Genomic DNA, 21,795 nt, shown 5'->3' on the forward strand with positions numbered 1-21,795 from the left:
ACCTATTGGAACATTACATCTAGAGCAGTTTACGAATGAAATGAGTTAACTGCTCTGCAAGGATTTTAAGGGAAATCCTTGCCCGAAATGCGGGCAGGCAGGCTTTTTCCTGCCGTGCGCGAACATTTCAAAGTTAATCTGCTCCAGAGCAGAGCCGCGTTGTGGACACGCCCGTTTGAGCGCGTAGCAGCGCAGATAATCAGCCTTGATGATCAGAGTCGCCACTCAGGACAGGCCTCGGGGAAGACACTCGGGGCCAATGCACTGGGGCAATACTGAGGGCAGGCAAACAGGGTTTACGCCTTTACGGCAAGTTCCTCTCACGCAGTCGCAAGAGCATATTCAACGTGGAATTGCTCTGGCAGGATGCGGAATCGGTTTTTCAGAGGCGGGAGCGGCTAAAGCCGCTCCCGCCTCTGTGTTTTCTTATAATACAATGGGTTCACTAAACTTTTACGCCAAGATGCGGCGGCCAATGGCACAAGTAGAAGCGCTCGCGTTTCGGCGGCACAGATCCGTTGGCGCACACCAGGGCCTTTTCAGGATACAGCGGCGCAAAAGGCATTGTCGCAACGCAGCCGCTGGCGGTTTACGCCTGCCGTCACGCGCCCGCTTCAGGCCGAACCGGGCGCGGATGGCATCAGGCATTGAGGGATATGTAGCGCTCAATGCTGGCGGTAAAGACAATGCCGCCCCCCGGCTCGCTGAAGACCGGCTGGCTGCCCAACGCCTGTAAAATGGCGTCTGTTGTGGCGTTCTCGCTTATGATGAGAAGAAATTCCTTTTCGGGCGTCAGGCTGATGCCGAAGAACTTTACGTCCTCTTCAGTGCCCGTTCCTCTGGCGCCCAATATGGTGCCGCCGCGCGCTCCGGCCTGCCGGGCTACCACCATGAGCTCTTCAGCCTGTCCGTGATTGATGATGCTGCATATCATGGTGTAGCCGGATTTCATGTCTTCTCCCTCGATAGTATGTAATAAAGGCTCGTTGCTGGCTGTCTGGCTGGCACGCAGCATGGCCTTGGGCACATCCAGCACTATGGCCGCGCTCGCACGGCATTTGGGATTTTTCAAAGCCCCTTCCACAACGGCAGTGATAACGCTTTCAGCCTCATCCCGCATGAGGATGAGAATAATATCCTGATCAACACAATCCGGGCACGAGCCGCAGCTGCAACCTTCTTCGGCCAGACAGCGGCCATGAAGCCTTGTGCCGCCGCGCGCGCCTCCTTCTTTGGAGGCGTCAACGATGGCCATGCCGCAGCCGCATTCGCCAAAGACCACAAGCAGCTTGGCGGGCGTAAACTGTATATTCATCGGTATGTTCTCCACATGTATTGGCCAGGATCGGGCGGCTACAGGAAAAAGTAGATGCAAATGGCTCCGGTGGCAGTCATGGTCACAGTATAGGGAAAGGCCAGTTTGACCATCCGCATATACGAGAGCTTGATGAGCGGCGCCAGCGAAGACGTGAGCAGAAAGAGAAAAGCCGCCTGCCCGTTGGGCGTCGCCACAGCGGGAATGTTGGTGCCCATATTCACCACCACGGCGATTTTTTCGTACCAGTCGCTGGAGAACAGGCCTGCCGTATGGGCCTTGTCCATTTCAGTAATGAAGACTGAGGCGATGAAGACGTTGTCGCTCACAAACGACAGCGTGCCGTTGACCACATACAGCGCCAGCAGCTGGGGTTTGCCCTGGAACTGGAACACCCATTCCACAAGCGGCGTCACCAGATGCTGGTCGTGCACCACCGAAAGAATGGCAAAAAAGATGATGATAAGGCAGACAAAGGGCATGGCGTTGTTGAAGGCCTCGGAAAAGTCGTGTTCCTTGGTTTTGCCCGTCATGGCCGAAAGCAGGATGATCAGCGTAAGGCCGAGCAGGCCGATTTCGGCCACGTGCAGGGCCAGGGCCAGAATCAGCAGTATGCCCACCACGCACTGGGTGATGTAGAGAAAGCGCGTCTGGTCTGAAAGCTGGCGCGCTTTTTTGGCGGCGTCCTTGACAATAAGCTCGCGGATGGCTTCCGGCAGCTGATACCCGAAACCGGGGAAGCGGAAGATTTCAAGCAGGGGACAGAGGATAAAGCCCACAATGGCTACCGGCACCGCAATGATGGCGTTGTGCATAAAAAATTCTGCGAATGACCAGCCCATCATGGTGCCGATCATGAGGTTCTGCGGTTCGCCCACAATGGTCATGGTGCCGCCAAGGGCTGTTCCCAGAGCGCCGTGCATGATAATGTTGCGCAAAAAACCGCAGAATTCTTCAACTTCCGGGGCTTCTTTGCCGTTGGTGGGAGCAAATGCCCCGGCCACTTTGCGAAAAATGGCGTAAAAATTAAAGCAGACGGCAATAATGATGGCCATGAGGGTCAGGGCGTCCAGAAAGGCGGAAAGCGTGGCGCTGACGATGCAGAATGCCAGCGACAGCCAGTGTTTTTTTCGGATGGCGATAAACAGCCGGGTAAAAACGACAAAGACCACGTCTTTCAGATAGTAGATGCCCGCCACCATAAAGATGAGCAAAAGCAATGTGGGCAGGTTGGTGGCCACTTCCTGGTACACGGCGTCGGGTGTGGTCATGCCGATGATGATGGCCTCCAGGGCCAGCAGACCGCCTGCGGGAATGGGGTAGCACTTCAGCGCCAGAGAAAGAATAAAGATAAACTGGAGCAGCAGCAGCCAGCCCGTTATAAAGGGGCCGACCATAATATTGAGAACAGGGTTGGCCACCAGAAAGGCCAGCACCGTATATTTGTACCAGAGTGGCGATTTGCCTAGAAAGCTGCTGAAAAAAACATGCTGCATAGTCGTCTCCCTGCACCGCTCAGAATTAAATGGAAAGAAAATCGCGAGATACTGGCTGTGTAGCAGGAAATGCAGCCATGGCGCAACCTCTGGCAGTGCTGTTTGCTGATTTTGTACCGTGGAGTTAACCACGCAGATAAACTGTGGTGACGACCGCACGGCGGGCGTTAGCACGCAGGCGTCAGAGCATTTCAGTTTTGCCATGCTCTTGCACGGCGTCAACCGGCGATAAAAGTTTTAGGGGGTGGGGGCGTGGGGGAGGGACCCTTTTACAAAAGGGTCCCTCCCCCACAAAGCAGCTCAACAATATTTGGCGTTCCCACCACAAAGCAGCTCAACGTAAAACGGCTCTACCCGGGTTTTTTCGCGGTCACCACAGCGGACATGCTGGGTACGTCGACGGCGTGGACAACCTGGGTAAAGCCAGCCAGTTCGAGGTCTTCCCTGATTTCTTCATAGGTGTAGACCATGCCGTTTTGGGTGTTCACAAGCATGTTTATGCCAAAAAGCGCGCCGTCGACCGGGCAGGTGCGGTCCTCACGCATCACGTAGTCCCGAACGCCCACAATGCCGCCAGGTTTCAGCGCATCCAGGGCCTTGGCGTAGAGCAAGCGGCTTTTTTCGCGGTTCATCTGATGGATTATGGCGCTTACCCAGGCAAAATCGAAGCCTGAGGGCAGGGTGTCCTTGGTAAAGTCGCACTCGACCAGGCTGACGCGCGACTCAAGGCTCGTGCCCATAAAGCGGTTTTTGGCCTGCGCAATGGCGACAGGCAGGTCGATGATGGTGGCGGTGCTTTCCGGCAAATTATTGAGAAAGGCTTCAGTATAGGTGCCCGATGCGCCGCCGATGTCCAAAATCCGCAGTCCCTTGCTTGCAGCAGACAGAACCCCGGCATTGAACAGCGAAGCTACGGCGCTATCCACCAGCCTGACGGCGATGGAATTCATGGCCATGATGAATGATACCCTGTCCTGTTCCGCGCCGAGAATACTGGGGATTTTGTCCTGCGGTTTGCCGTCCCGCACGGCCCACGCAAGACGTGCCCACGAGCGCTGCAGGCCAGCCATGTGCCGCATCATTGGAATAAATGTTGATGGGTGGCGGCTGTCCAGATAGTTTTTGTATTCTTCTGCCACGGAATACCGGGCCGCGGCCCCTGTTCCGGTTTTGGCGAAATAGCCCAGGGCGGCAAGCGCGTCCAGCAGGGCCTCGGTGCCCCGTTCATCGCACGCGCACAGCCGGGCAAGCTCGGCAGCGCCGAGGCTGTTGCCGTTCTGGAGGATCACTGTGCCAAGATCAAGTTCGGCCAGGGCAGCAAGAACGCTGGAACGCATGAAGGATGTCATTTCTCGGCTGAGATGGTCAAAAGGCGCTGAGCCCATAACGGTTCTCCTGAAAAGTGTTGAGATTGCCGTCATGCCGCCTGGGGCGACACCTGGAGCGATTTCATTGTGAAACGGCTCTGGCCACGGAGCGGGATGCGCAGGCTCCGGCAAACAGAGCAGACATTTCAGGGCATCATATCCGTACCAGACCAAGGTGCCAACCATGCTTTTGCCATATGCGCAGAGGTCGGCGGCGGAAGTGCCTGTTGTTATTGTAACAGCCGTCCGTCTGATTTTTTTGTACGAGTATTCATATGTGATGGTCCAAGAATAGCATTAAGAAAACACTGATTAAAGAGCCTCTTGGAAACGCGCAGTTGTTTCGTTTGGCAAGGCGCGATCTTTTTTTGAAGCAGGAGTGGACTCTTCCGTCCTCGACTGTTTCAAAAAAAGTGAAGCAACGCCGCCAAACGGAATAAACCAGCGTTTCCTTAACAGACAGCTGGTCATTGGCATATCCGCTTCTGGCGGGCCGTCAGCAGCGGAGGCAGCAGGGCTGTGATGCTCCATTGGCGAAAAATGTGGCGGAATGGACATAAGAAAAATCATGAATATTCTCTGACTTCGATAACATTGTGTCCATCTGCCCGGCGCGCTGCTGCTTTGTCCGCTGCCTGGCGGAAAAATGAACGTCATACTGCGTTGTAACCGGCAAACCGGCACAAACCATGCTGGCCCGAAAAAGAAAAACATTTCAGGCAAAAGGTCTCCACTGCCGGGTTGAAGTTGTGTAAAACCGGCCAGGCAAGAGCCTTGTGCGGCGTTTTGCCCGCGTGCAGTTGGCTGTTCGACCTGAAAGTGGCTGCTCCACCTGAAACTCCTGCTTTTACAAAAGCATTTTTATTGACCGTACAGGAAATCAAGCATGTTCATACATTTGATGGGCGGGGTCGTCTTTATATATCTGGCGGTCCGGCTTTTGCTGCCCCTGCGGGCAGGCTGGAAAACCAAAGTCGCGCTGGCCGTTCTGCTGCTTTTCATCACGCAGCAACACTTTATCAACCGCGTGGTCTTCGGGGGGCTGGCTTCTCCTGAAATTCCGGCCGTTCTGCTGTTGGCGCAGGGCTGGTGCTTTCTCTTGCTGGTGCTGTTGCTGGTGTTCACGCTTCTGCGTGATCTTGTTTTTGTCATTGGGTGGCTTGCGCGAAAAATTCGCGGCCGCTCGAAGCCGGCCGTTTCGCAGTCAGCTTTTTCCTCTGGCAGACGGCAGGCCATAATGGTGGTTCTGGCCTCGGGCACGGCGTTCTGGGGCCTGCGTGAAGCCGTTGGCGTGCCGGACGTGCGGAATGTTGAAATGGTCGTCCCGAGGCTCCCCAAGGCTCTGGACGGACTGAGCATTGTGCAGATCAGCGATATGCACGCAAGTCCGCTTTTGCAGAGCAGCTGGGTGAACGCCCTGGTGGACCGCGTCAATACGCTGAAGCCGGACCTGATTCTGTTCACGGGCGATATGGTTGACGGCAACCCCACAGTCAGGGCTGCGGATGTGGCTCCCTTGCGGCGACTGCGGGCGAACTACGGCATTTGGGGCTCTGTGGGCAATCATGAGTATTACAGCGACTTTTCCGGCTGGATGAAGGCCTTTCCCGCCCTGGGCATGCGTATGCTGCTGAACGGGCACGCGGTACTGCACATCCAGGAGAATCCACTGGTTCTTGCCGGTGTTACGGATGTGGTCGCGGAGCGGTTTGGCCTGCCTGGGCCGGATTTGCCTGCAGCGCTTCAGGGCGCGCCACAGGACGCGGTGCGCATCCTCATGGAACACAGGCCCGCCAATGCGGCCGCAAACGCCCGTCACGGCATTGATTTGCAGCTTTCAGGCCATACCCACGGCGGGCAGATACTGGGTATGAACGCAGTGGTGGCGCAGTTCAACGGCGGCTACCTGTACGGGCGGTATACGGTTGATGCGCTGAACATGTACGTCACCTCCGGGGCGGGAGTGTGGAACGGATTTCCCGTGCGCCTTGGCGTACCATCGGAGATTCCCAGGATAATTTTGCGCAGCGCCTGATGCCTGGCCGTGATGTAAAATAGTGGTGCAACGCAGGCGGCACGGCGTGCACGGTACAGGCCTTGCTTTTTGGGCATACGGTATGGTGGTGAAAAAGACTGTAAAAATTTATAGTTAGGTGATCAAAATTCCAGGCATTGCAGGGGCGGCGTCAAAAAATGGCGCTGCCCTATTCTTTTTTTCATAAAACAAAAAATACGTTATAGATTATTAGTTGCAATAGGGGGAGTTTTTGATAATTAGAAGTTAAGGATAACGGCCACACCGCAGCACCAGCCTTACCTCTTGGCCCTGCTTTCTTGTCCGCACGCGACGCAAGAGGCAACAGGGCAAGCGTAATTCCTGCCAAAGTCGGGCCTAAAGCAGGCGATCATCCACGTATATGCGCATGCCTTTTATAGATTAGTAAATATAGATGGTGTGACTAAAATCTCATTGACGACCGGTGTTGCGGAAAAAAGGCACGATTGTCGCCAGCCAAGGTTATGTGTCAGTCCCGCAGGCGAATGCATCTTCAACCTCCCCATGGATGCCAGCATGACAACCAAGTACAGAATAATTATCGGATTCGCTTTCATGGTGTTGCTGCTTGTTTCTATGGCATTTTTTGGTCATAGAAACATTGAAATGTCTTCAGCAAACTTTGAAGCATACCAAAAAATTGCGCAGTTGAATGCGATATGCAGCGAATCCTCCAGCGCGATCAATGCAATAACGTCCGATATTTTTCGGTTCCAGCGCGATACAAGAAATAAAAACGCCATCAAGGTGGCTCATGATTCCGTGAGCGCTCTGATCTCGCAGATCAAGCGTTCTGACGGGCTGGTTGAGAGCGCCGAGCGCACTGGATTTCTCAAAAAAATGCTCGCGGCTGCGCAGAAACTTGATGAGCAGATTGACGTGGTTACAAATAGCCTGACCCTGGCCAGAGATCTGTTCGACAAAGATGTGCAGCCCGCCATGAGCACTATGGTCGAAGACATGCGCGGGTTGGGGCAAAGGCTGCATGACGCCGGCACGGTTGAAGCCCTTGCGGGCCTTGCCCGTGTCTGGCCCCATCTGGCGTCCGCCCAGGCCAGCCTTGAACGTTTTGCAGACTCGCGTGATATGGAAGAGGGCAAAAAAGCCCGCGGCTATCTGGAAGCTATGAAAGAGAGCATGGAAAAGACAGCGCCGTACATTTTCACACAGGAAGGGCGCGACCTGTATGCACGCCTTGTGAAAAGCAGGGACTCCATAAATGCAAGTCTTGCCAAACTGGAAAAACAGCTTGAGCAGGGCAATACCGGCATGTCGAGCCTGTTGGCAGAAATAGCCAAGGTGCGCGAGGCGCTTGTGGCGCTGAATGACAGCGTGACAGCAGAACTGACCACGCTGGGGCCGCAGATACTGAATGAAAACCGGAGCGCCCAGCAGTACATGCTGGTCACAAGCCTTGCCGGCATCTTTTTTGGCGCAGTGCTTGCCGCAGGCGTGGTTGTTGGCTTTATTCGCCTGCTTACCGACCTTTCGGGTTACGCAAGCGCAATGGCGCGAGGCGATTTCTCCCACCAATTGCGAACACGCGAAAAGGGTGAAATCGGAAGAATGGTTGAGGCCATGAAAATGATTCCTCTGGTCCTCAACAGAATTCTTGAAGAATACAAGTGGCTGGAACGGAAGATTGAAGGGGGCTACCTGAATTCGGAAGGCGACGCGGAAAAATTTGAAGGCGAATTTGCGGTGCTTGTTCACGGCACAAACAATATTCTTGATCGCTTCCGCATGGTTCTGGAAAATATCCCTTCGCCTGTCATTGTGCTGAACAAGGATCTCAAGGCCGCGTATATCAATATAATCGCCCGCAAACTGGTTGGAGACGACTGGCACGGCATGACCTGCTATGAAATGTTTCACCGTGACGACTACGGCAGTGACCGCTGCGGTCTGACCACATCCGTGAATACCAAGGCTCCGGCCAGCGGCGAAACCAAGGCCCATCCGCAGGGCAAGACCATGGACGTGGCGTACACCGCCATTCCCATGCTTGACGAGCAGGGCAACATTACTTCTGTGATGCAGCTTTTGACCGATCTTACCGAGATAAAAACCCAGCAGAGGACCATGCTGGAGGTCGCCAATCATGCCTCAAACATCGCCGACCGGCTCGCGGCGGCCTCTGAAGAGCTTTCAACCCAGGTGGGTGAAATTTCCCGCGGAGCCGAAATTCAGCGTACCCGTGTGGAGTCCACGGCCAGCGCCATGGCGGAAATGAATTCCACAGTTCTGGAGGTTGCGCGAAACGCGGCTCAGGCCGCCGACCAGAGCCAGAATTCGCGACACAAGGCCGAGGACGGTTCCGGCCTGGTCAACAGGGTTGTCCAGTCCATCAATGCCGTGAACAACGTGGCGCACAACCTGCAAGGCAATATGAGCGAACTGGGAAACCAGGCGGAAAATATCGGCAGCATTATGGGCGTTATTTCCGATATTGCCGATCAGACCAACCTGCTTGCGCTCAACGCGGCCATTGAGGCCGCCCGCGCTGGCGATGCGGGCAGGGGATTTGCGGTGGTTGCCGACGAGGTGCGCAAGCTGGCGGAAAAAACCATGAGCGCCACACTGGAAGTAAGCACCGCCATCACCGCTATTCAGGCTTCGGCCCGCACCAATATAGACGAGGTGCACAGCGCCGTTGAAAGTGTGACAGAGGCCACTGGGCTGGCCAACGCCTCTGGCGCCGCCCTGGATGAAATAGTGACGCTCGCGTCGGACAACTCCACTGTCGTCAGTTCCATTGCCGCAGCGGCGGAAGAGCAAAGCGCCGCATCAGAGGAAATCAGCCGGGCCATTGAAGAAATCAATCGCATCGTCGGCGAAACCTCCGAAGGCATAGTGCAGTCTTCCGTGGCCTTGCAGGACCTTTCGCAAATGGCCCAGGAACTGCGAACCACTATGGAAGAACTGCGGTAACGGCTGGACGGGCAGGGCAGTTATTTTGAAATTGATATGCGTTGCGGGAGAGGAAATGTTTTGTGGGGGAGGGACCCTTTTGCAAAAGGGTCCCTCCCCCACGCCCACACCCCCCAAAACTCTTATTGTGTTCTGTGATATTACACAGGGTTTTTTGATCTGAAGCGGGGTTTCAGAGACAGGGGCTTCAAGGCAGCACATTGTCTCAAAGTCCATCTGCTCTGACAACTCCAAGACGAGAGACCGGGGGCCTTGCAGCGCTATAACGTCTGCAAGGCCCCCGGTCTCTCGTCTGTCCACACGTGGAAAATCTGGTCGCTAGAGCATTTAACACTTGAAATGTTCGCTTACGGCAGGCAAAAGCCTGCCTATTCGCATTTCGCGGCAAGGATTTTCAGGAAAATCTTTGCAGAGCAGTTAACTCATTTCATTCGTAATCTACTCTACCGAAAGCAGAAATACCCGGTGCTGTTGCTCAAAAAACGCCTGTGCAAAACCGCGTGAAAACCCAGATCCACGTTTTTGAAACGCCTGTAGCGCGTGCCGCGATCTTACCAGGCGGCCTGCATGGCCCTGAACGCCATGTCCACCACGGTTTCAGGCATAATGCCCAGCGCGAGCGTTATGGCCACAAGACAGACGCCGGCAACGCGGGTTCCGGCCGTTGTCACAGGGGCGTCCGCCGTATTGGCTTCGTCCTCGGCATACACGGCACGAACCACCTGCAGGTAATAATAGATGCCAATGGCTGTATTGATGGCCGCGATGACCACCAGCAGCACATAACCGGACTTGTACGCGCTTGTGAGCAGCATGAACTTGCCCATAAAGCCCGCAAAAGGAGGAATGCCCGCCAGAGCGAACATGCTCACGGTCATGATGAAGGCCAGCAGGGGTGAACGGCGTGACAAGCCGTTGAGATTTTTTACGTTTACATTGGCGCCGTTGGGGGCCACGGTGTACAGCACCAGAAATGCCGCCAGCATCATGAAGAGATAACCGATGCCGTAGTACAGGGAGGTGGCGAAGCCCCAGGTTTTGAGGGTGACCATGCCCAGCAGGATGTAGCCAGCATGCGCTATGCCCGAAAAGCCGAGCATGCGTTTGACGTCTTTTTGCACAAGAGCCGTCAGGTTGCCATAAAACATCGAACACACGGAAAGCACGGTGAGCAGGCTTGGCAAGGCTATGGAATCCGGAGCAGCCAAAGCGCAGAACCGCGCCAGAACAGCCACGGCCGCCACCTTGGGCAGTGCGGAAATAAAGGCGGTGGTTTCGTTGGACGCGCCCTGGTAAACATCGGGCGTCCAGAAGTGGAAGGGAAATACCGCCAGCTTGAAGAACATGCCGCACAGCAGCATGACCAGCGCCATGACGCCCACGGGCTGGGATGAAACCGTATGCAGCACTGGCAGTACGCCGGACATGTAGGTTGTTCCGGTAAGGCCGAATATCCAGCTGAGGCCAAACAGCATGATGCCCGAACTGGCAACGCCGAAGAACAGGTACTTGACGGCCGCCTCCACATGCCATGTCTGCCCGTCACGCGCGGAGCGCATGGGCACGAGAAGATAGAGGGAGTAGGACGACAGTTCCAGCGCGATAAACAGGGTCACAAGCTCGACGCTGCTGACAAGCAGGGTCAGCCCCAGCAGGGACGTCAGCAAAAAGAAGTAGTATTCGGCCTTCACGTCGCCTTCAATGCCCTTGATCTCACCCCCGAAAAACAGCATGAGGCAAAAGCCCACGCCCATGGCGCATTTGACCATCTGGGAGAAAAGATCCACACGGTACGCGTCGTAAAAAAGGTTGCCCTTGAGCGGCAACGCCCATATGGCGGCCAGGGTGTAGGCCAGGGCGGCGCAGAGTATTGAAACGCGCATGGCGTTTTTTCCAGCCTTGCCGATGGTCATGCAGAAAGCCACAAGGCAGCCTGCCAGAAGGGCCAACTCAGGAAGAAAAAGGTGTATGTTCATGCGTGCGCCTTGTCTCGAAGTTTCGTGTCAGCGGGCGAAAAATTCCGCCAGAGCCTGCGTTTGTGGGGCGTGGTAGCCCGTCTGTACCAGAAGGTGGGTAAGGCTCGGGCGCATGACGCGCAGAAAAGGCTCGGGAGCCAGGCCAATCCAGAAAACAAAGACCATCAGGGGGGCCAGGGTTACGGTTTCACGCCAACCCAGATCCCAGAGTTTTGACTGGTCGGGATTATGGGTGCCCCCCCATATGACCCTTTGCAGCATGCGCAGCATGTAGGCTGCGGCAAGCACCGCGCCGGGTATGGCGCAGGCGGCCACAATCTTGTTGTTGAAGAATGCCCCGGCCAGAATCATGAACTCGCCCACAAAGCTGTTGGTGCCGGGGAAGGCCAGTGACGAAAGAGAGAAAATCGTCAGATAGGTCACATAGATGGGCATAAACCGGCCAAGCCCGGCCGCCGCTGAAAGCTCGCGGCTGTGGTTGCGCTCATAGATCATGCCCACGCACAAAAACAGCGCCCCAGTGGTGATGCCGTGATTGATCATCTGCAATAACGCGCCTTCCAGCCCACGCTGGTCAAGGGCGAATATTCCCAGCGTCACAAAGCCCATATGGCCCACGCTGGAATAGGCAATGAGCTTTTTCATGTCCTGCTGCGCCAGGGCGGTAAAGCCGCCGTAGAGAATACCCGCGATGGAAAGCCATTGCAGGGCGGGCATCAGGCTTACCGTGGCGTCGGGCGTAATGGGCAGGCAAAAGCGCATAAAGCCGTAGGTGCCCATTTTAAGCAGGACAGAGGCCAGAATGACGGAGCCTGCCGTGGGCGCTTCCACGTGGGCTGCCGGCAGCCATGTGTGAAAGGGGAACATGGGCACCTTGATGGCAAAGGCCACAAAGAATGCCAGAAAAATCAGCAACTGGAAGTTGGCAGCGTATTGCTGCCCCATGAGGGTGGGAATGCTGAAGGTTCCCTCGTGTATGTACAGGGCCACAATGGCCACCAGCAGAAAAACCGAACCCGCAAGGGTGTAGAGAAAGAACTTGATGGAGGCGTAGGTCTTGCGCGGCCCTCCCCATACGGCGATGAGCAGAAACATGGGGATGAGCATGGCTTCCCAGAAAATGTAGAAGAGCACAAGGTCAAGGGCCATGAACACGCCCAGCATTGACGTCTCCATAATCAGAAGGCAGATCATGAACTCCTTGACCCGGCTCTGGATGTACTTCCACGATCCCAGAACGCACAGGGGCATGATGAGCGTGGTCATGAGCACCAGCAGCAGGGATATGCCGTCCACCCCCAGCGTGTAGTTGATGTTGAAAGACGCGATCCACGAATGGTGTTCGGCGAACTGGTACTGTGGCGATGCCAGGGAAAAATCGCAGAACAGCGGGAGCGACAGCGCGCCGTTGACCAGGGTTATCAGCAAGGTCCATATTTTCGCCTGTTTTTCACTGCCAAGCAAAGGCACGATGGCGGCCCCTGCCAAAGGCAGGAATATCAGCACGGAAAGAATGGGAAAACCTGAAGTGTTCATGCTCAGAAATTGCATGGCTGCCATCTCCTCTGGTGGGCTCAGGCCAAGGCCAGGAACGCGAGTGCAAAGGCCATCAGGACGGCCATATAGGTGATGCTGATCTGCAACCTGCCGCGCTGCACGAGCCGCAGTTTGCCGCCCAGCGCCCGCACGCCGCGGGCAGTGCCGTCAACCACGGTATCAATGACGTGCCAGTCAAACCATGACCAGAAGCGGGCCGTACGCATGAGCGGCACAATGCCTTCCTTGTTCCAGGCTTCGCCCACCGCCGTGTCGGCCGTTTGTACGGGCTTGCGCGCAAGCCAGTAAAAAAGCCTCCCGCCCTTGCGGTAAAACCAGTCCAGGTCCAGGCTGATGGTGGGTTCCGGCGAAAGCTTTTTGAGCAGCAAAAAGAAGCCCAGAGCCGTAAACAGCAGGATCTGAAGGGTTTCCGCCACATGGTAGGCAGTGTAGGGGTGATATGCGGCCGCAGCCTGCGGGAAGGGCAGCATGTCATAGAGATAGGGGGTGTAGCAGCCCACAAAGATACACAGGGCAGCGGCCATGAACATGGCCAGCTGCATGTTCTTGGGCGGATCGCCCGCGCGCTGCCACGTCTTTTTGGAGCAGTTGTTTTTGCCGAACCAGATAAAGTAGGGAACCTTGAGTCCGGTGTGCAAAAAAGTACCCGCGGAGGCGAGCGTGAGCAGGAACGCGGCCCAGTAATTATGCACCTCGTACCCGGCGGCCACTATCATGGCCTTGCTCACAAACCCGCTGAACAGGGGGAAGGCGGAGATGGAAAGGCCGCCAATAAGGGTATAGAGGAAGGTTTTGGGCATTTTTTTATACAGCCCGCCAAGCTCCGTGAACTTGCTGGTTCCGGTCATCTGCAGCACCGCGCCGCAGCCCATGAAGAGCAGCCCCTTGTAGAGAATATGGGCAAAGGCGTGGGCGCACGCGCCGTTGATGGCCAGTTGCGTGCCTATGCCCACCCCGGCCACCATATAGCCGACCTGGCTGATGATGTGGTAGGCCAGCAGCCGCCGCGCATCGTTTTCAAGCACGGCGTAGACCACACCATACAAAGCCATGATGACGCCGAGCGGCACGAGAATTTCCATGCCCGCAAAGCCTCTTGCCAGGGCGTACACGGCTGTTTTGGTGGTAAAGGCGCACATGAACACCGCCCCGGCCACTGTGGCTTCGCCATAGGCGTCAGGCAGCCATGCGTGCAGCGGCGGCACGGCCGCGTTGAGCAGAAATCCGGCCAGGATGAGCCAGGTGTAAAGCTGCGGTGAATCCACTCCAATGGGGCCAAAGGACATGTCGCCGCCGGTGGCCTTGTAGCGCAGCACAATGCCCGCCAGCAGCATGAGGCCGCCAGCCGTATGCACCAGCAGGTATCTGTAGCCTGTGGCCAGGGATTCCTTGCGGCGGCGGAACCAGACCAGAAACACCGACGAAAAGGCCATGAGCTCCCAGAAAAGAAAGAGCGTCAGGTAGTCGCCGCAGAAGATGACCCCCAGTGATCCCGCCACGTAAACCCAGGCGGCGGACTGCTCCACCGGATTTTCCACATGCAGCCCGTAGACCGTGCCGATGATGCACATGAGCGACATGATGTAGGCAAAGACCATGCTCAGGGCGTCCACTCTGCCGAAAATCATTGTGGCGTCCAAAAAGCGCAGGCTTCCGAACACGCCGTTGTGACCCTGCATGCTCACCACGTCCGCAAAGGCCAGCAGGGGCACCATGACCATGAAGATCTTGCGCCACGCCTTGGGCAGACAGGGCAGAATGAGGGCTCCGACCAGCAGGATGGCCGAGGGATGAATCCAGGTATCAATCATCATAGTAGTCCTCGCGGGTCATGATGCCCAGATGGCCGAACCATTTGGAGACAATGATGATGAGCACGCAGGCCAGAAAGCCGAATCCGGCCCAGAATCCGGGTATGCGCTCCACCAGCGTGTGCGCGTCACCCTTGTCGACCAGCAGGGCGTCCCACAGCACCAACAGCACCAGCACGGCAAGGCATACCCTGATAGTGGCAGCGAGCCTGTCACGAAAGAAATCAATGAGTTTTACGATCATCCTGTCACCGCCTTCACAAAAACCATGATGATGTCGGGGTAGATGCCCAGAATAACGGAAATAGCCGCCGCGACGAGGATGGGGATGACCATGGCCAGCGGGGCTTCGCGCATGCCGGTTTCAGGCTCTCCCTCCGGGCGCTTGCCGAAAAAGGCCTTGAAGGTCACGGGCGCAAAGTAGGCCACGTTGAGCAGGGTGCTGGCCAGCAGCACAAGCAGAATGCCCATGGCGTGCGTGGGCATTTCCATTGCCCCGGTCAGCAGCTTCCACTTGGTGACAAAGCCCGCCACCGGCGGCGCGCCGATCATTGAAAGCGAGGCCACGGCAAACGCGGCGAAAGTTATGGGCATGCTGCGGCCAAGGCCGCTCATCTCGGAAATGCACTTCTTGTGGGTGGCCACGTAAACGGCGCCGGCACAGAAGAAGAGCGTGATCTTGGCAAAGGCGTGGTTGGCCATGTGCACCACGCCGCCCTGTATGCCGTCCACGGTGAGCAGGGCCACACCCAGAATGATGTAGGAAAGCTGGCTCACTGTGGAATAGGCCAGGCGGGCTTTAAGGTTGTCCTTGCTCAGGGCAATGACCGAGGCCATCAGAATGGTGAAGGAAACAAAGTAGGCCGTGGGCACGCCCAGGTTGAGCCTTGTCATGAGGTCGGTGCCAAAGACATAGAGCATGACGCGTGTTGTGCAGAACACGCCCACAGTGACCACTGCCACGGCGTGCAGCAGGGCGGAAACCGGCGTGGGGGCCACCATTGCGCCCGGCAGCCAGTTGTGGAAGGGCATGATGCCGTTTTTGGCAAAGCCCAGCAGGCAGCAGGCATAAAGAATGGTGACGAGCGTTGTGTTTATTTCAGGGCTAAGAACGCTCAGGTGGCTGTTGTGGGTGAAGTCCAGCGTGCCGGTGAGCACGTAGATGAGTATCATGGCCGGAAGCACCAGACCTTTGGCCGTGGTGGTCAGGTAGACGATGTACTTGCGCCCGCCGCTGTAGCTTTCTTCATCCTGATGGTGGGCCACCAGGGGGTAGGTGCAGATGCTCACCACCTCGTAGAACAGGTAGAGGGTAAAAAGGTTGTCCGCAAAGGCCACGCCCATGGCCCCGAAAAGGGTCAGGGCAAAGCAGGCGTTAAAGCGCGTCTGGGCGTGTTCCTCCAGGCTGCGCATGTAACCTGCCGAATAGAAGATGGTGATGACCCACAGGAATGAACCCACCAGGGCAAAAACCATTGAAAAGGCGTCGGCGCGAAAACTTACCGACAGGCCGGGGAGTATGGGAAAGAGCGTCTGGTGCAGCGTAAGGCCGCGCCCCATGGGCTGCGGGGCCACATCCGGCACCATTGAAAGGATAATGCCGAACATGACCAGCGCCGCAACCAGCGACCAGGACTCACGCACGTTGGGGGACCGTCTGGAAAGCATGACCATGCAGGCCCCGATAAGGGCCGAAAGCACGGCTGCCAGCGGTTTTACGGATGCAACAATCTCCATCTGTTCCTCTCCTGTTCGTCGGAGCGCGGGATTGCGGTACGGAACTGAAAATTCCGTTCAGCCTTACCCTTTGAGTTCCTTCGGGGCGTCAGCGTCCACCGTGCGGTAATTGCGGTAAACAGCCATGATGATGGAAAGCGCCACCACAGCCTCCGCCGCGGCAATGGCCATGACGAAAAGGGTGGCTATCTGCCCGGTGGTCTGGTCTTGGGCCACAAAGCGGCCAAAAGCCATGAAGTTCACGGAGGCCCCGCAAAGGATAAGCTCGGAGGCAATGAGCATGCCGATGAAGGTGCGCCTGAAAGCCATGCCCATAAGCCCCATGCAGAACAGCAGAGCGCCGATGAACAGGTATGTTTCAAGGTACTGACTCAGATTGAGGATATTCATTGTCTGTCCCTCCCTTCGCGGGCCAGCACAAGAGCGCCGACCATGGCCACCAGCAGCACCACGGAAATGAGTTCAAAACTCATGGAATAGGTGGAAAGCAGGGATTGACCGATGCGTTCAAGCGAACCGTCAGCCTGTTTCAGCGGAATGTCGCTCCAGCGGGCGGTCATGGACGTGGCCAGCAGGGTGGCCGTAAACACGCTGCCGCCCAGAGTGCCCAGGGCCATGACCAGCGGCCCTTTTTTCACCTCTTGCGCCCGGTATGACCTTTCAGCCAGCATGATGGCGAAAACAAGGGTTACGCAGACGGCCCCGACATAGATGAGTATCTGCATGAAAGCCAGAAAGGGGCTGGACAGGTAGTAGTAGAGGCCCGCCACACCCATAAGGCACAGGGCCAGTCCCGCCACGCTGCGTATGAGCCGGCGCGTGGTCACGGCTACCGCAGCCCCGAAAAAGGTCGCCGCCACAAAGACCAGAAAGATGATCCCGGCGATGGTCTGCAACAAATCGGATGTGGGCATCACGGGCGCTCCTTGAGTCTTTTGACAAGATCGAAGCGGTATTCGTCAGCGTCAAAGCCAGCCAGGTTGTAATCCCTCGAAAAAGTCAGGGCATCCGTGGGGCAGGATTCAACGCACAGTCCGCAAAGGCTGCACTTGGTGAAATCCAGTTGATAGGTGGTGAGCTTTTTCTGTTTGGCGCCCTCGGGTTTTTCGCCGGTAAGGGAAATGCAGCCCGAGGGGCAGGCCTTTTGGCAGGAACCGCAGACAATGCATTTGTCCGAGCCGGTTTTTTCGTCATACACAAGGTCGATGTGCCCGCGATAGCGTGGTGGAATGGGCAGTACCTCATAGGGGTACTGTTTGGTCACCACGGGCTTGAAGAAATAGCGCAGGGTGATGCCCAGCCCCACCGCCAGGCTCCATGCGCCGCCCAGAATGTCTTTGAAGTAGGCAGTCATGATTACAGCACCTTGAGCAGCGCGCTCGTAAGGATGAGGTTTGCAAGGGCCAAGGGAATAAGCACCTTCCATGAAAGGTTGAGCAGACCGTAAAATGTGGTGCGCGGAAAGGTCCAGCGTATCCAGATCACCGTGAAGATGACGGCGTAAAGCTTGATGAGAAACCAGTGGACGCCGGGCCACAGACCCAGGGGGCAGCCCCAGCCGCCAAGGAAAAGAATGGTGAGAACGCTGCTGCCCACCACCATGTTGGCGTATTCGCCCATAAAGAACACGCCAAATCCCATGCCGCCGTATTCGGTAAAGGCTCCGGCAATAAGTTCGCTTTCGGCTTCGGCCATGTCGAAGGGCGCGCGGTTGGTTTCGGCCAGCATGCAGATAAAGAAGATGACAAAGGCCACGGGCATGAGCGGGCTGGCCGAAAGCCGCAGGATGTTCCAGTTCCAGAAGCCGCCCGCCTGGGTGGTGACGATTTCGTGCAGGTTCAGGGAGCCGGTCACCATCACGAGGCTCACCACCACCAGCAGCATGGGTATCTCATAGGCCACGTTTTGCGACACGACGCGGGCGGCCGATATGATGGCGTATTTATTGCGCGAACCCCACGCGCCCAGCAGCAGGCCCAGCACATTTATGGAAGCAAAGGCGAATATGGCCAGAAGGCCCACGTTCAGGTTGCGCGCGCCGAGGTTCTCCGCGTAGGGAATGGTGACAAAGCTCATGAACGCCGGGGTCATGACCAGCACCGGCCCCACAAGGTACAGCACCCGGTCAGCCCCCTGGGGGATGAACACCTGCTTGCTCATGAGCTTGAGCGCGTCGGCCAGGGGCTGTAACAGGCCGAACGGGCCTACTTCTTTGGGACCTATGCGCCGCTGTATGTGCCCGGCTTCTTTTCGTTCAAGCCAGACAAGATAGGCGGCGTTAAGGCCCACAAAGGCGAAAAAACCCACCAGATAGGCAATAAGGCGCAATATTTCGGGATCAGGCAGCAGCATGATGTCCTCACCTGTCGATGTCGGGAATAACCAGGTCCAAACTGCCAAGCATGGCAAGGGCGTCAGGCAGCAGCATCCCCCGGCTGGCCTCGCCGAAAACCAGCAGATTGGCAAAGCAGGGGGTGCGCAGCTTGAGCCGCCAGGGTGTCGTGCTTCCATCACTTACCGCGCGCATGCCAAGAAGGCCCCGCGCCGTTTCAACAGCATGATAGTAGTCGCCCTTGGGCGGCTTGATGTTTTTGGGAACCTTGGGAGCCATGACGGGGCCGCCGGGCAGCTGGTCCAGCGCCTGCTCGATGATGCGCAGGCTCTGCTCGATCTCGTCCATCCGTACCATATAGCGGGCCATGGAGTCCGCCTCGGGGTAGACCGGCACGTCAAAGGTAAAGCGGTCATAGACGGAATAGGGCTCATGGCGGCGCACGTCGTAATCAATGCCCGCGCCTCTGGCCACCGGACCTGTGGCGCCGTACTTGCGGCACAGCTCCGCCGGAACAAAGCCGATGTCCTTCAGGCGCTTCATGATAATGATGTTCTTGGTGACAAGATCATGGTATTTGATGAGCCGCCTGCGCATGCGCTTGATGAAGGCGCGCGTGCCCGTGATGAAATCGTCGTCGATGTCGTTGGCGACGCCGCCGAAGCGGAAGTAGCAGTAGGTCAGGCGTGAACCTGTGACGGATTCAAGAAGGTCAAGAATGTGCTCGCGGTCATCAAAGGCGTACAGCAGGGGTGAAAATCCCCCGAGATCCAGCACAAAGGCTCCGAACCAGAGCAAATGGCTGGATACGCGGTTCAACTCCGCCGTGATGACGCGGATATATTCGGCGCGTTCCGGCACCTCGATGGAGGCGGCGCGTTCCACAACACAGGCGTAGCCGTGGTTGTAGGCCAGGGCGTGCAGGTAGTCCATGCGGCCTGTATTGGGGAAAAACTGCGGCCATGTACGGTTTTCAGCCATTTTTTCGTGCATGCGGTGAATGTAGCCCAGCACCGGCTCCGCTTCGAAAACGTATTCGCCGTCCATGACCAGCTTGATGCGCAGCACTCCGTGGGTGGCGGGATGCTGCGGCCCAAGGTTCAGCACGAAATATTCGTCAATGGGGCATTGTGGCAGAACGTTCATGCGCCGTAATCCTTGAGCAGAGGGTGAAAGTCCGCATCTTCGGGCAACAGCAGGGGGACAAGATAGGAGTGTCCGGTAAAGACGATGCCGAAGAAGTCGTGGGCCTCGCGCTCGTGCCAATGGGCAATGGGATAGATGGTCTGGATTGTGGGAACCTGCGGCTGGCTGCGCGGCGTGCGCACACGCAGGACGACCCTGTGGCGCGACTGGAAGCGGTTGAAGTCATACACCACTTCGATTTCGTCTTCGGGCAGGGGGGGCTTGCGCGCGGGCTCCGTTTGCTCGACAGGCTTCGCGGCAGGTTGTGCGGCTGGCTCGGCAGCGGGGGCGTCGGCAGGCGCGGTTTCTGCGCCCGCGGCTTCCGCTGCTGCCGCTTCGGCCTGTTTTGCCAGCGCTTCTTCACGCTTCTTGGCCTCAGCCGCTTCGGCCGCCTTGCGCAGCGCGGCCTGTTCGCCAAGCCAGTCAACGCCGGTGATGGTTTCAAGAAAATATCCGGCCTCGTCCAGAATATTGACGGCGGGCACAAGCGCTTCCGGGGGCAGGCTCACATCCAGGTCATAACCTTTGGCCGCATACTCAGTGGGGTGCGCAACGGCTCCCGGCAGGGAGGCAAGACTTGTGGCGAGGGTTTCAGGCCGCGTGTTTTGCTGGCTCATGGCTTGACCTCCGCAGCAGGGGCTGTCTCGGGGGAGGGGGCGGCGGGAGCCGCGTCAGACGGCGCGTCCGGCGTGTGCAAAGCTTGCGGCTCGCTGGATGCGGAGGCCTCCGCCCTGGCTCTGGCCGCAGCGGGGCCAGGCAGAGGGATCGGATCCACGCGGGGCCAGCGGCGTTTTCCGGTGAGCTTTTCTTCAAGCTTGAGAATGCCCTCGATGAGGGCTTCAGGGCGCGGCGGACAGCCGGGAACGAAAACATCCACGGGAAAGAGTTTGTCCACACCCTCAACAACGCCGTACTGCCCTTTGTATACAAAAGGCCCGCCTGAAATGGCGCAGTTGCCCATGGCGATAACCCACTTGGGTTCAGGCATCTGGTCGTACAGCGTCTGCACGGCGGGAGCTATTTTTTTATTGATGGTGCCCGAAACGATCATTACGTCGCTCTGACGCGGAGACGGGCGAAAAACCTCAGCCCCGAAGCGCGCCAGATCAAAGCGCGAAGCGCCGGTGGCCATCATTTCAATGGCACAGCAGGCCAGGCCAAAGGTCATGGGCCAGAGCGAATTGGCCCGGCACAGGTTCAGAAGCTGATCCAGCTTTGAGAACTGGACTATTGATCCGAGTACGTCTTGCGTTGCCACTGGAACACTCCCTTTTTCCATGCGTAGACAATGACCAGGGACAGAATGCCCACAAATATGAGTATCTCCAGAAATGCCTGCAAATCGCCCACAGGTCCGGGGCTGTTGTATACGAGCGCGACAGGCATAAGAAAGAGAATGTCGACGGCAAAGGCCACAAACATCAGTGCATAGAGATAGTAGACAGCGCTGAATTTGATCCAGGCGTCGCCGATGGGAGGCATGCCGCATTCCACCACCTGAAGCGTTTTGCCAACGGTGTTTCTGGTGGATCGCGGCTGGAGGAAGTACACTAGAATGAAGGGGCCGACGGCAAAAGCAATGCCGCCCATGCAGAAAACAATAATATAAATGAGGTCAATCAACTCTTGAGAGGTCACGTTTGACGCCTCCTGGCATAAAAAGACCAGTACATGTACCCGGAAGAACGTAAATGGCTTTGCCGGACAGTCCGGGTTCAATCCAATGTATATTGTGCAGCAGAACTAAAAGCTATGTCAGAATATTTTCTTTATGGCTATGCCATTGGAACTATTATGTCAATACCCTATTGAAAAAAGGATCAGATGTATGTGCATATGCTCACAACATAGGAATAGGTGTGAATTTTTTTTCTTATAAAGATTACATGTTGATATATGTAATATAACGTAATGAAGACAAAAAGTCGGAGCAGAGGCCTCCAAAAAACCTGCTGAAAAAGATTTATTTCACATTTTTTCAATGATTCGTAGTGGATCTGTATTGTTTCATTTAAAGTGGTCGCGGTGCTGT

18 protein-coding genes and 1 pseudogene are annotated in these 21,795 nt (G+C 56.6%); 2 read left to right on the forward strand and 17 right to left on the reverse strand.

What is annotated here, in order from left to right; translation table 11 throughout:
* Positions 1–640 precede the first annotated feature (640 nt).
* The 4 genes from ACZ5DH_RS02990 to ACZ5DH_RS03005 all read right to left on the reverse strand — a co-directional run bounded on the left by ACZ5DH_RS02990 (position 641) and on the right by ACZ5DH_RS03005 (position 4,901).
* Complete coding sequence (locus ACZ5DH_RS02990) at positions 641–1,315, reverse strand: hypothetical protein (protein WP_464255675.1); 675 nt, start codon at positions 1,313–1,315, stop codon at positions 641–643.
* Between the two features lie 38 nt (positions 1,316–1,353).
* Complete coding sequence (locus ACZ5DH_RS02995; RefSeq protein WP_464255676.1) at positions 1,354–2,811, reverse strand: SLC13 family permease; 1,458 nt, start codon at positions 2,809–2,811, stop codon at positions 1,354–1,356.
* Between the two features lie 350 nt (positions 2,812–3,161).
* Entirely contained in the window at positions 3,162–4,196 is a 1,035-nt protein-coding gene (locus tag ACZ5DH_RS03000) for a methyltransferase (protein WP_464255677.1), read from the reverse strand.
* Positions 4,197–4,490: 294 nt separating this feature from the next.
* Positions 4,491–4,901: a hypothetical protein gene (locus ACZ5DH_RS03005; RefSeq protein WP_464255678.1), complete on the reverse strand. Its 411-nt coding sequence runs from the start codon at positions 4,899–4,901 to the stop codon at positions 4,491–4,493.
* Positions 4,902–5,064: 163 nt separating this feature from the next.
* On the opposite strand from ACZ5DH_RS03005, the gene ACZ5DH_RS03010 reads away from it, so the two are divergent.
* Both ACZ5DH_RS03010 and ACZ5DH_RS03015 read left to right on the forward strand, forming a co-directional pair.
* A complete protein-coding gene (locus ACZ5DH_RS03010) occupies positions 5,065–6,213 on the forward strand; it encodes a metallophosphoesterase (RefSeq protein ID WP_464255679.1) in 1,149 nt (382 codons plus the stop codon).
* A 537-nt stretch (positions 6,214–6,750) separates the two neighbouring features.
* Positions 6,751–9,165 carry a methyl-accepting chemotaxis protein gene (locus ACZ5DH_RS03015; protein WP_464255680.1) on the forward strand — a complete coding sequence of 805 codons (2,415 nt, stop codon included), beginning with the start codon at positions 6,751–6,753 and terminating at the stop codon, positions 9,163–9,165.
* Between the two features lie 551 nt (positions 9,166–9,716).
* On the opposite strand, the gene ACZ5DH_RS03020 is transcribed toward ACZ5DH_RS03015, so the two are convergent.
* From ACZ5DH_RS03020 to ACZ5DH_RS03080, 13 genes and pseudogenes are all read right to left on the reverse strand, one after another.
* The gene (locus ACZ5DH_RS03020) at positions 9,717–11,141 is read right to left on the reverse strand and encodes an NADH-quinone oxidoreductase subunit N (protein ID WP_464255681.1); all 1,425 of its coding nucleotides are present in this window, start codon (positions 11,139–11,141) and stop codon (positions 9,717–9,719) included.
* Positions 11,142–11,168: 27 nt separating this feature from the next.
* Positions 11,169–12,692 (reverse strand): NADH-quinone oxidoreductase subunit M, encoded by a 1,524-nt coding sequence (locus tag ACZ5DH_RS03025; protein ID WP_464255682.1) that lies wholly within the window; start codon positions 12,690–12,692, stop codon positions 11,169–11,171.
* Between the two features lie 23 nt (positions 12,693–12,715).
* Positions 12,716–14,512, reverse strand: a complete 1,797-nt coding sequence (locus tag ACZ5DH_RS03030) for a Na(+)/H(+) antiporter subunit D (protein WP_464255683.1) — start codon at positions 14,510–14,512, stop codon at positions 12,716–12,718.
* On the reverse strand, positions 14,502–14,753 hold the full coding sequence (locus ACZ5DH_RS03035; protein WP_464255684.1) for a hypothetical protein: 252 nt from the start codon (positions 14,751–14,753) through the stop codon (positions 14,502–14,504). The genes ACZ5DH_RS03030 and ACZ5DH_RS03035 overlap by 11 nt, the downstream gene beginning before the upstream one ends.
* Positions 14,750–16,246: a monovalent cation/H+ antiporter subunit D family protein gene (locus tag ACZ5DH_RS03040; RefSeq protein ID WP_464255685.1), complete on the reverse strand. Its 1,497-nt coding sequence runs from the start codon at positions 16,244–16,246 to the stop codon at positions 14,750–14,752. The genes ACZ5DH_RS03035 and ACZ5DH_RS03040 overlap by 4 nt, the downstream gene beginning before the upstream one ends.
* Positions 16,247–16,309: 63 nt before the next feature.
* The gene (nuoK, locus tag ACZ5DH_RS03045; RefSeq protein ID WP_464255686.1) at positions 16,310–16,636 is read right to left on the reverse strand and encodes an NADH-quinone oxidoreductase subunit NuoK; all 327 of its coding nucleotides are present in this window, start codon (positions 16,634–16,636) and stop codon (positions 16,310–16,312) included.
* The gene (locus ACZ5DH_RS03050) at positions 16,633–17,160 is read right to left on the reverse strand and encodes an NADH-quinone oxidoreductase subunit J family protein (protein ID WP_464255687.1); all 528 of its coding nucleotides are present in this window, start codon (positions 17,158–17,160) and stop codon (positions 16,633–16,635) included. The genes nuoK and ACZ5DH_RS03050 overlap by 4 nt, the downstream gene beginning before the upstream one ends.
* Positions 17,160–17,600 (reverse strand): NuoI/complex I 23 kDa subunit family protein, encoded by a 441-nt coding sequence (locus ACZ5DH_RS03055; RefSeq protein ID WP_464255688.1) that lies wholly within the window; start codon positions 17,598–17,600, stop codon positions 17,160–17,162. The genes ACZ5DH_RS03050 and ACZ5DH_RS03055 overlap by 1 nt, the downstream gene beginning before the upstream one ends.
* 2 nt (positions 17,601–17,602) lie before the next feature.
* The gene (gene nuoH / locus ACZ5DH_RS03060; RefSeq protein WP_464255689.1) at positions 17,603–18,598 is read right to left on the reverse strand and encodes an NADH-quinone oxidoreductase subunit NuoH; all 996 of its coding nucleotides are present in this window, start codon (positions 18,596–18,598) and stop codon (positions 17,603–17,605) included.
* 7 nt (positions 18,599–18,605) lie between these two features.
* Positions 18,606–19,724: an NADH-quinone oxidoreductase subunit D gene (locus ACZ5DH_RS03065; protein WP_464255690.1), complete on the reverse strand. Its 1,119-nt coding sequence runs from the start codon at positions 19,722–19,724 to the stop codon at positions 18,606–18,608.
* Positions 19,721–20,380 carry an NADH-quinone oxidoreductase subunit C gene (locus ACZ5DH_RS03070; protein WP_464255691.1) on the reverse strand — a complete coding sequence of 220 codons (660 nt, stop codon included), beginning with the start codon at positions 20,378–20,380 and terminating at the stop codon, positions 19,721–19,723. Before ACZ5DH_RS03070 ends, ACZ5DH_RS03065 begins: the two co-directional genes overlap by 4 nt.
* 161 nt (positions 20,381–20,541) lie before the next feature.
* Positions 20,542–21,042, reverse strand: a pseudogene (locus tag ACZ5DH_RS03075) (NADH-quinone oxidoreductase subunit B); the annotation flags it as partial.
* A complete protein-coding gene (locus ACZ5DH_RS03080; RefSeq protein WP_464255692.1) occupies positions 20,991–21,401 on the reverse strand; it encodes an NADH-quinone oxidoreductase subunit A in 411 nt (136 codons plus the stop codon). The gene ACZ5DH_RS03080 and the pseudogene ACZ5DH_RS03075, both read right to left, overlap by 52 nt.
* Positions 21,402–21,795: the final 394 nt, after the last annotated feature.

The sequence above is a fragment of the Desulfovibrio simplex genome (assembly GCF_055387835.1).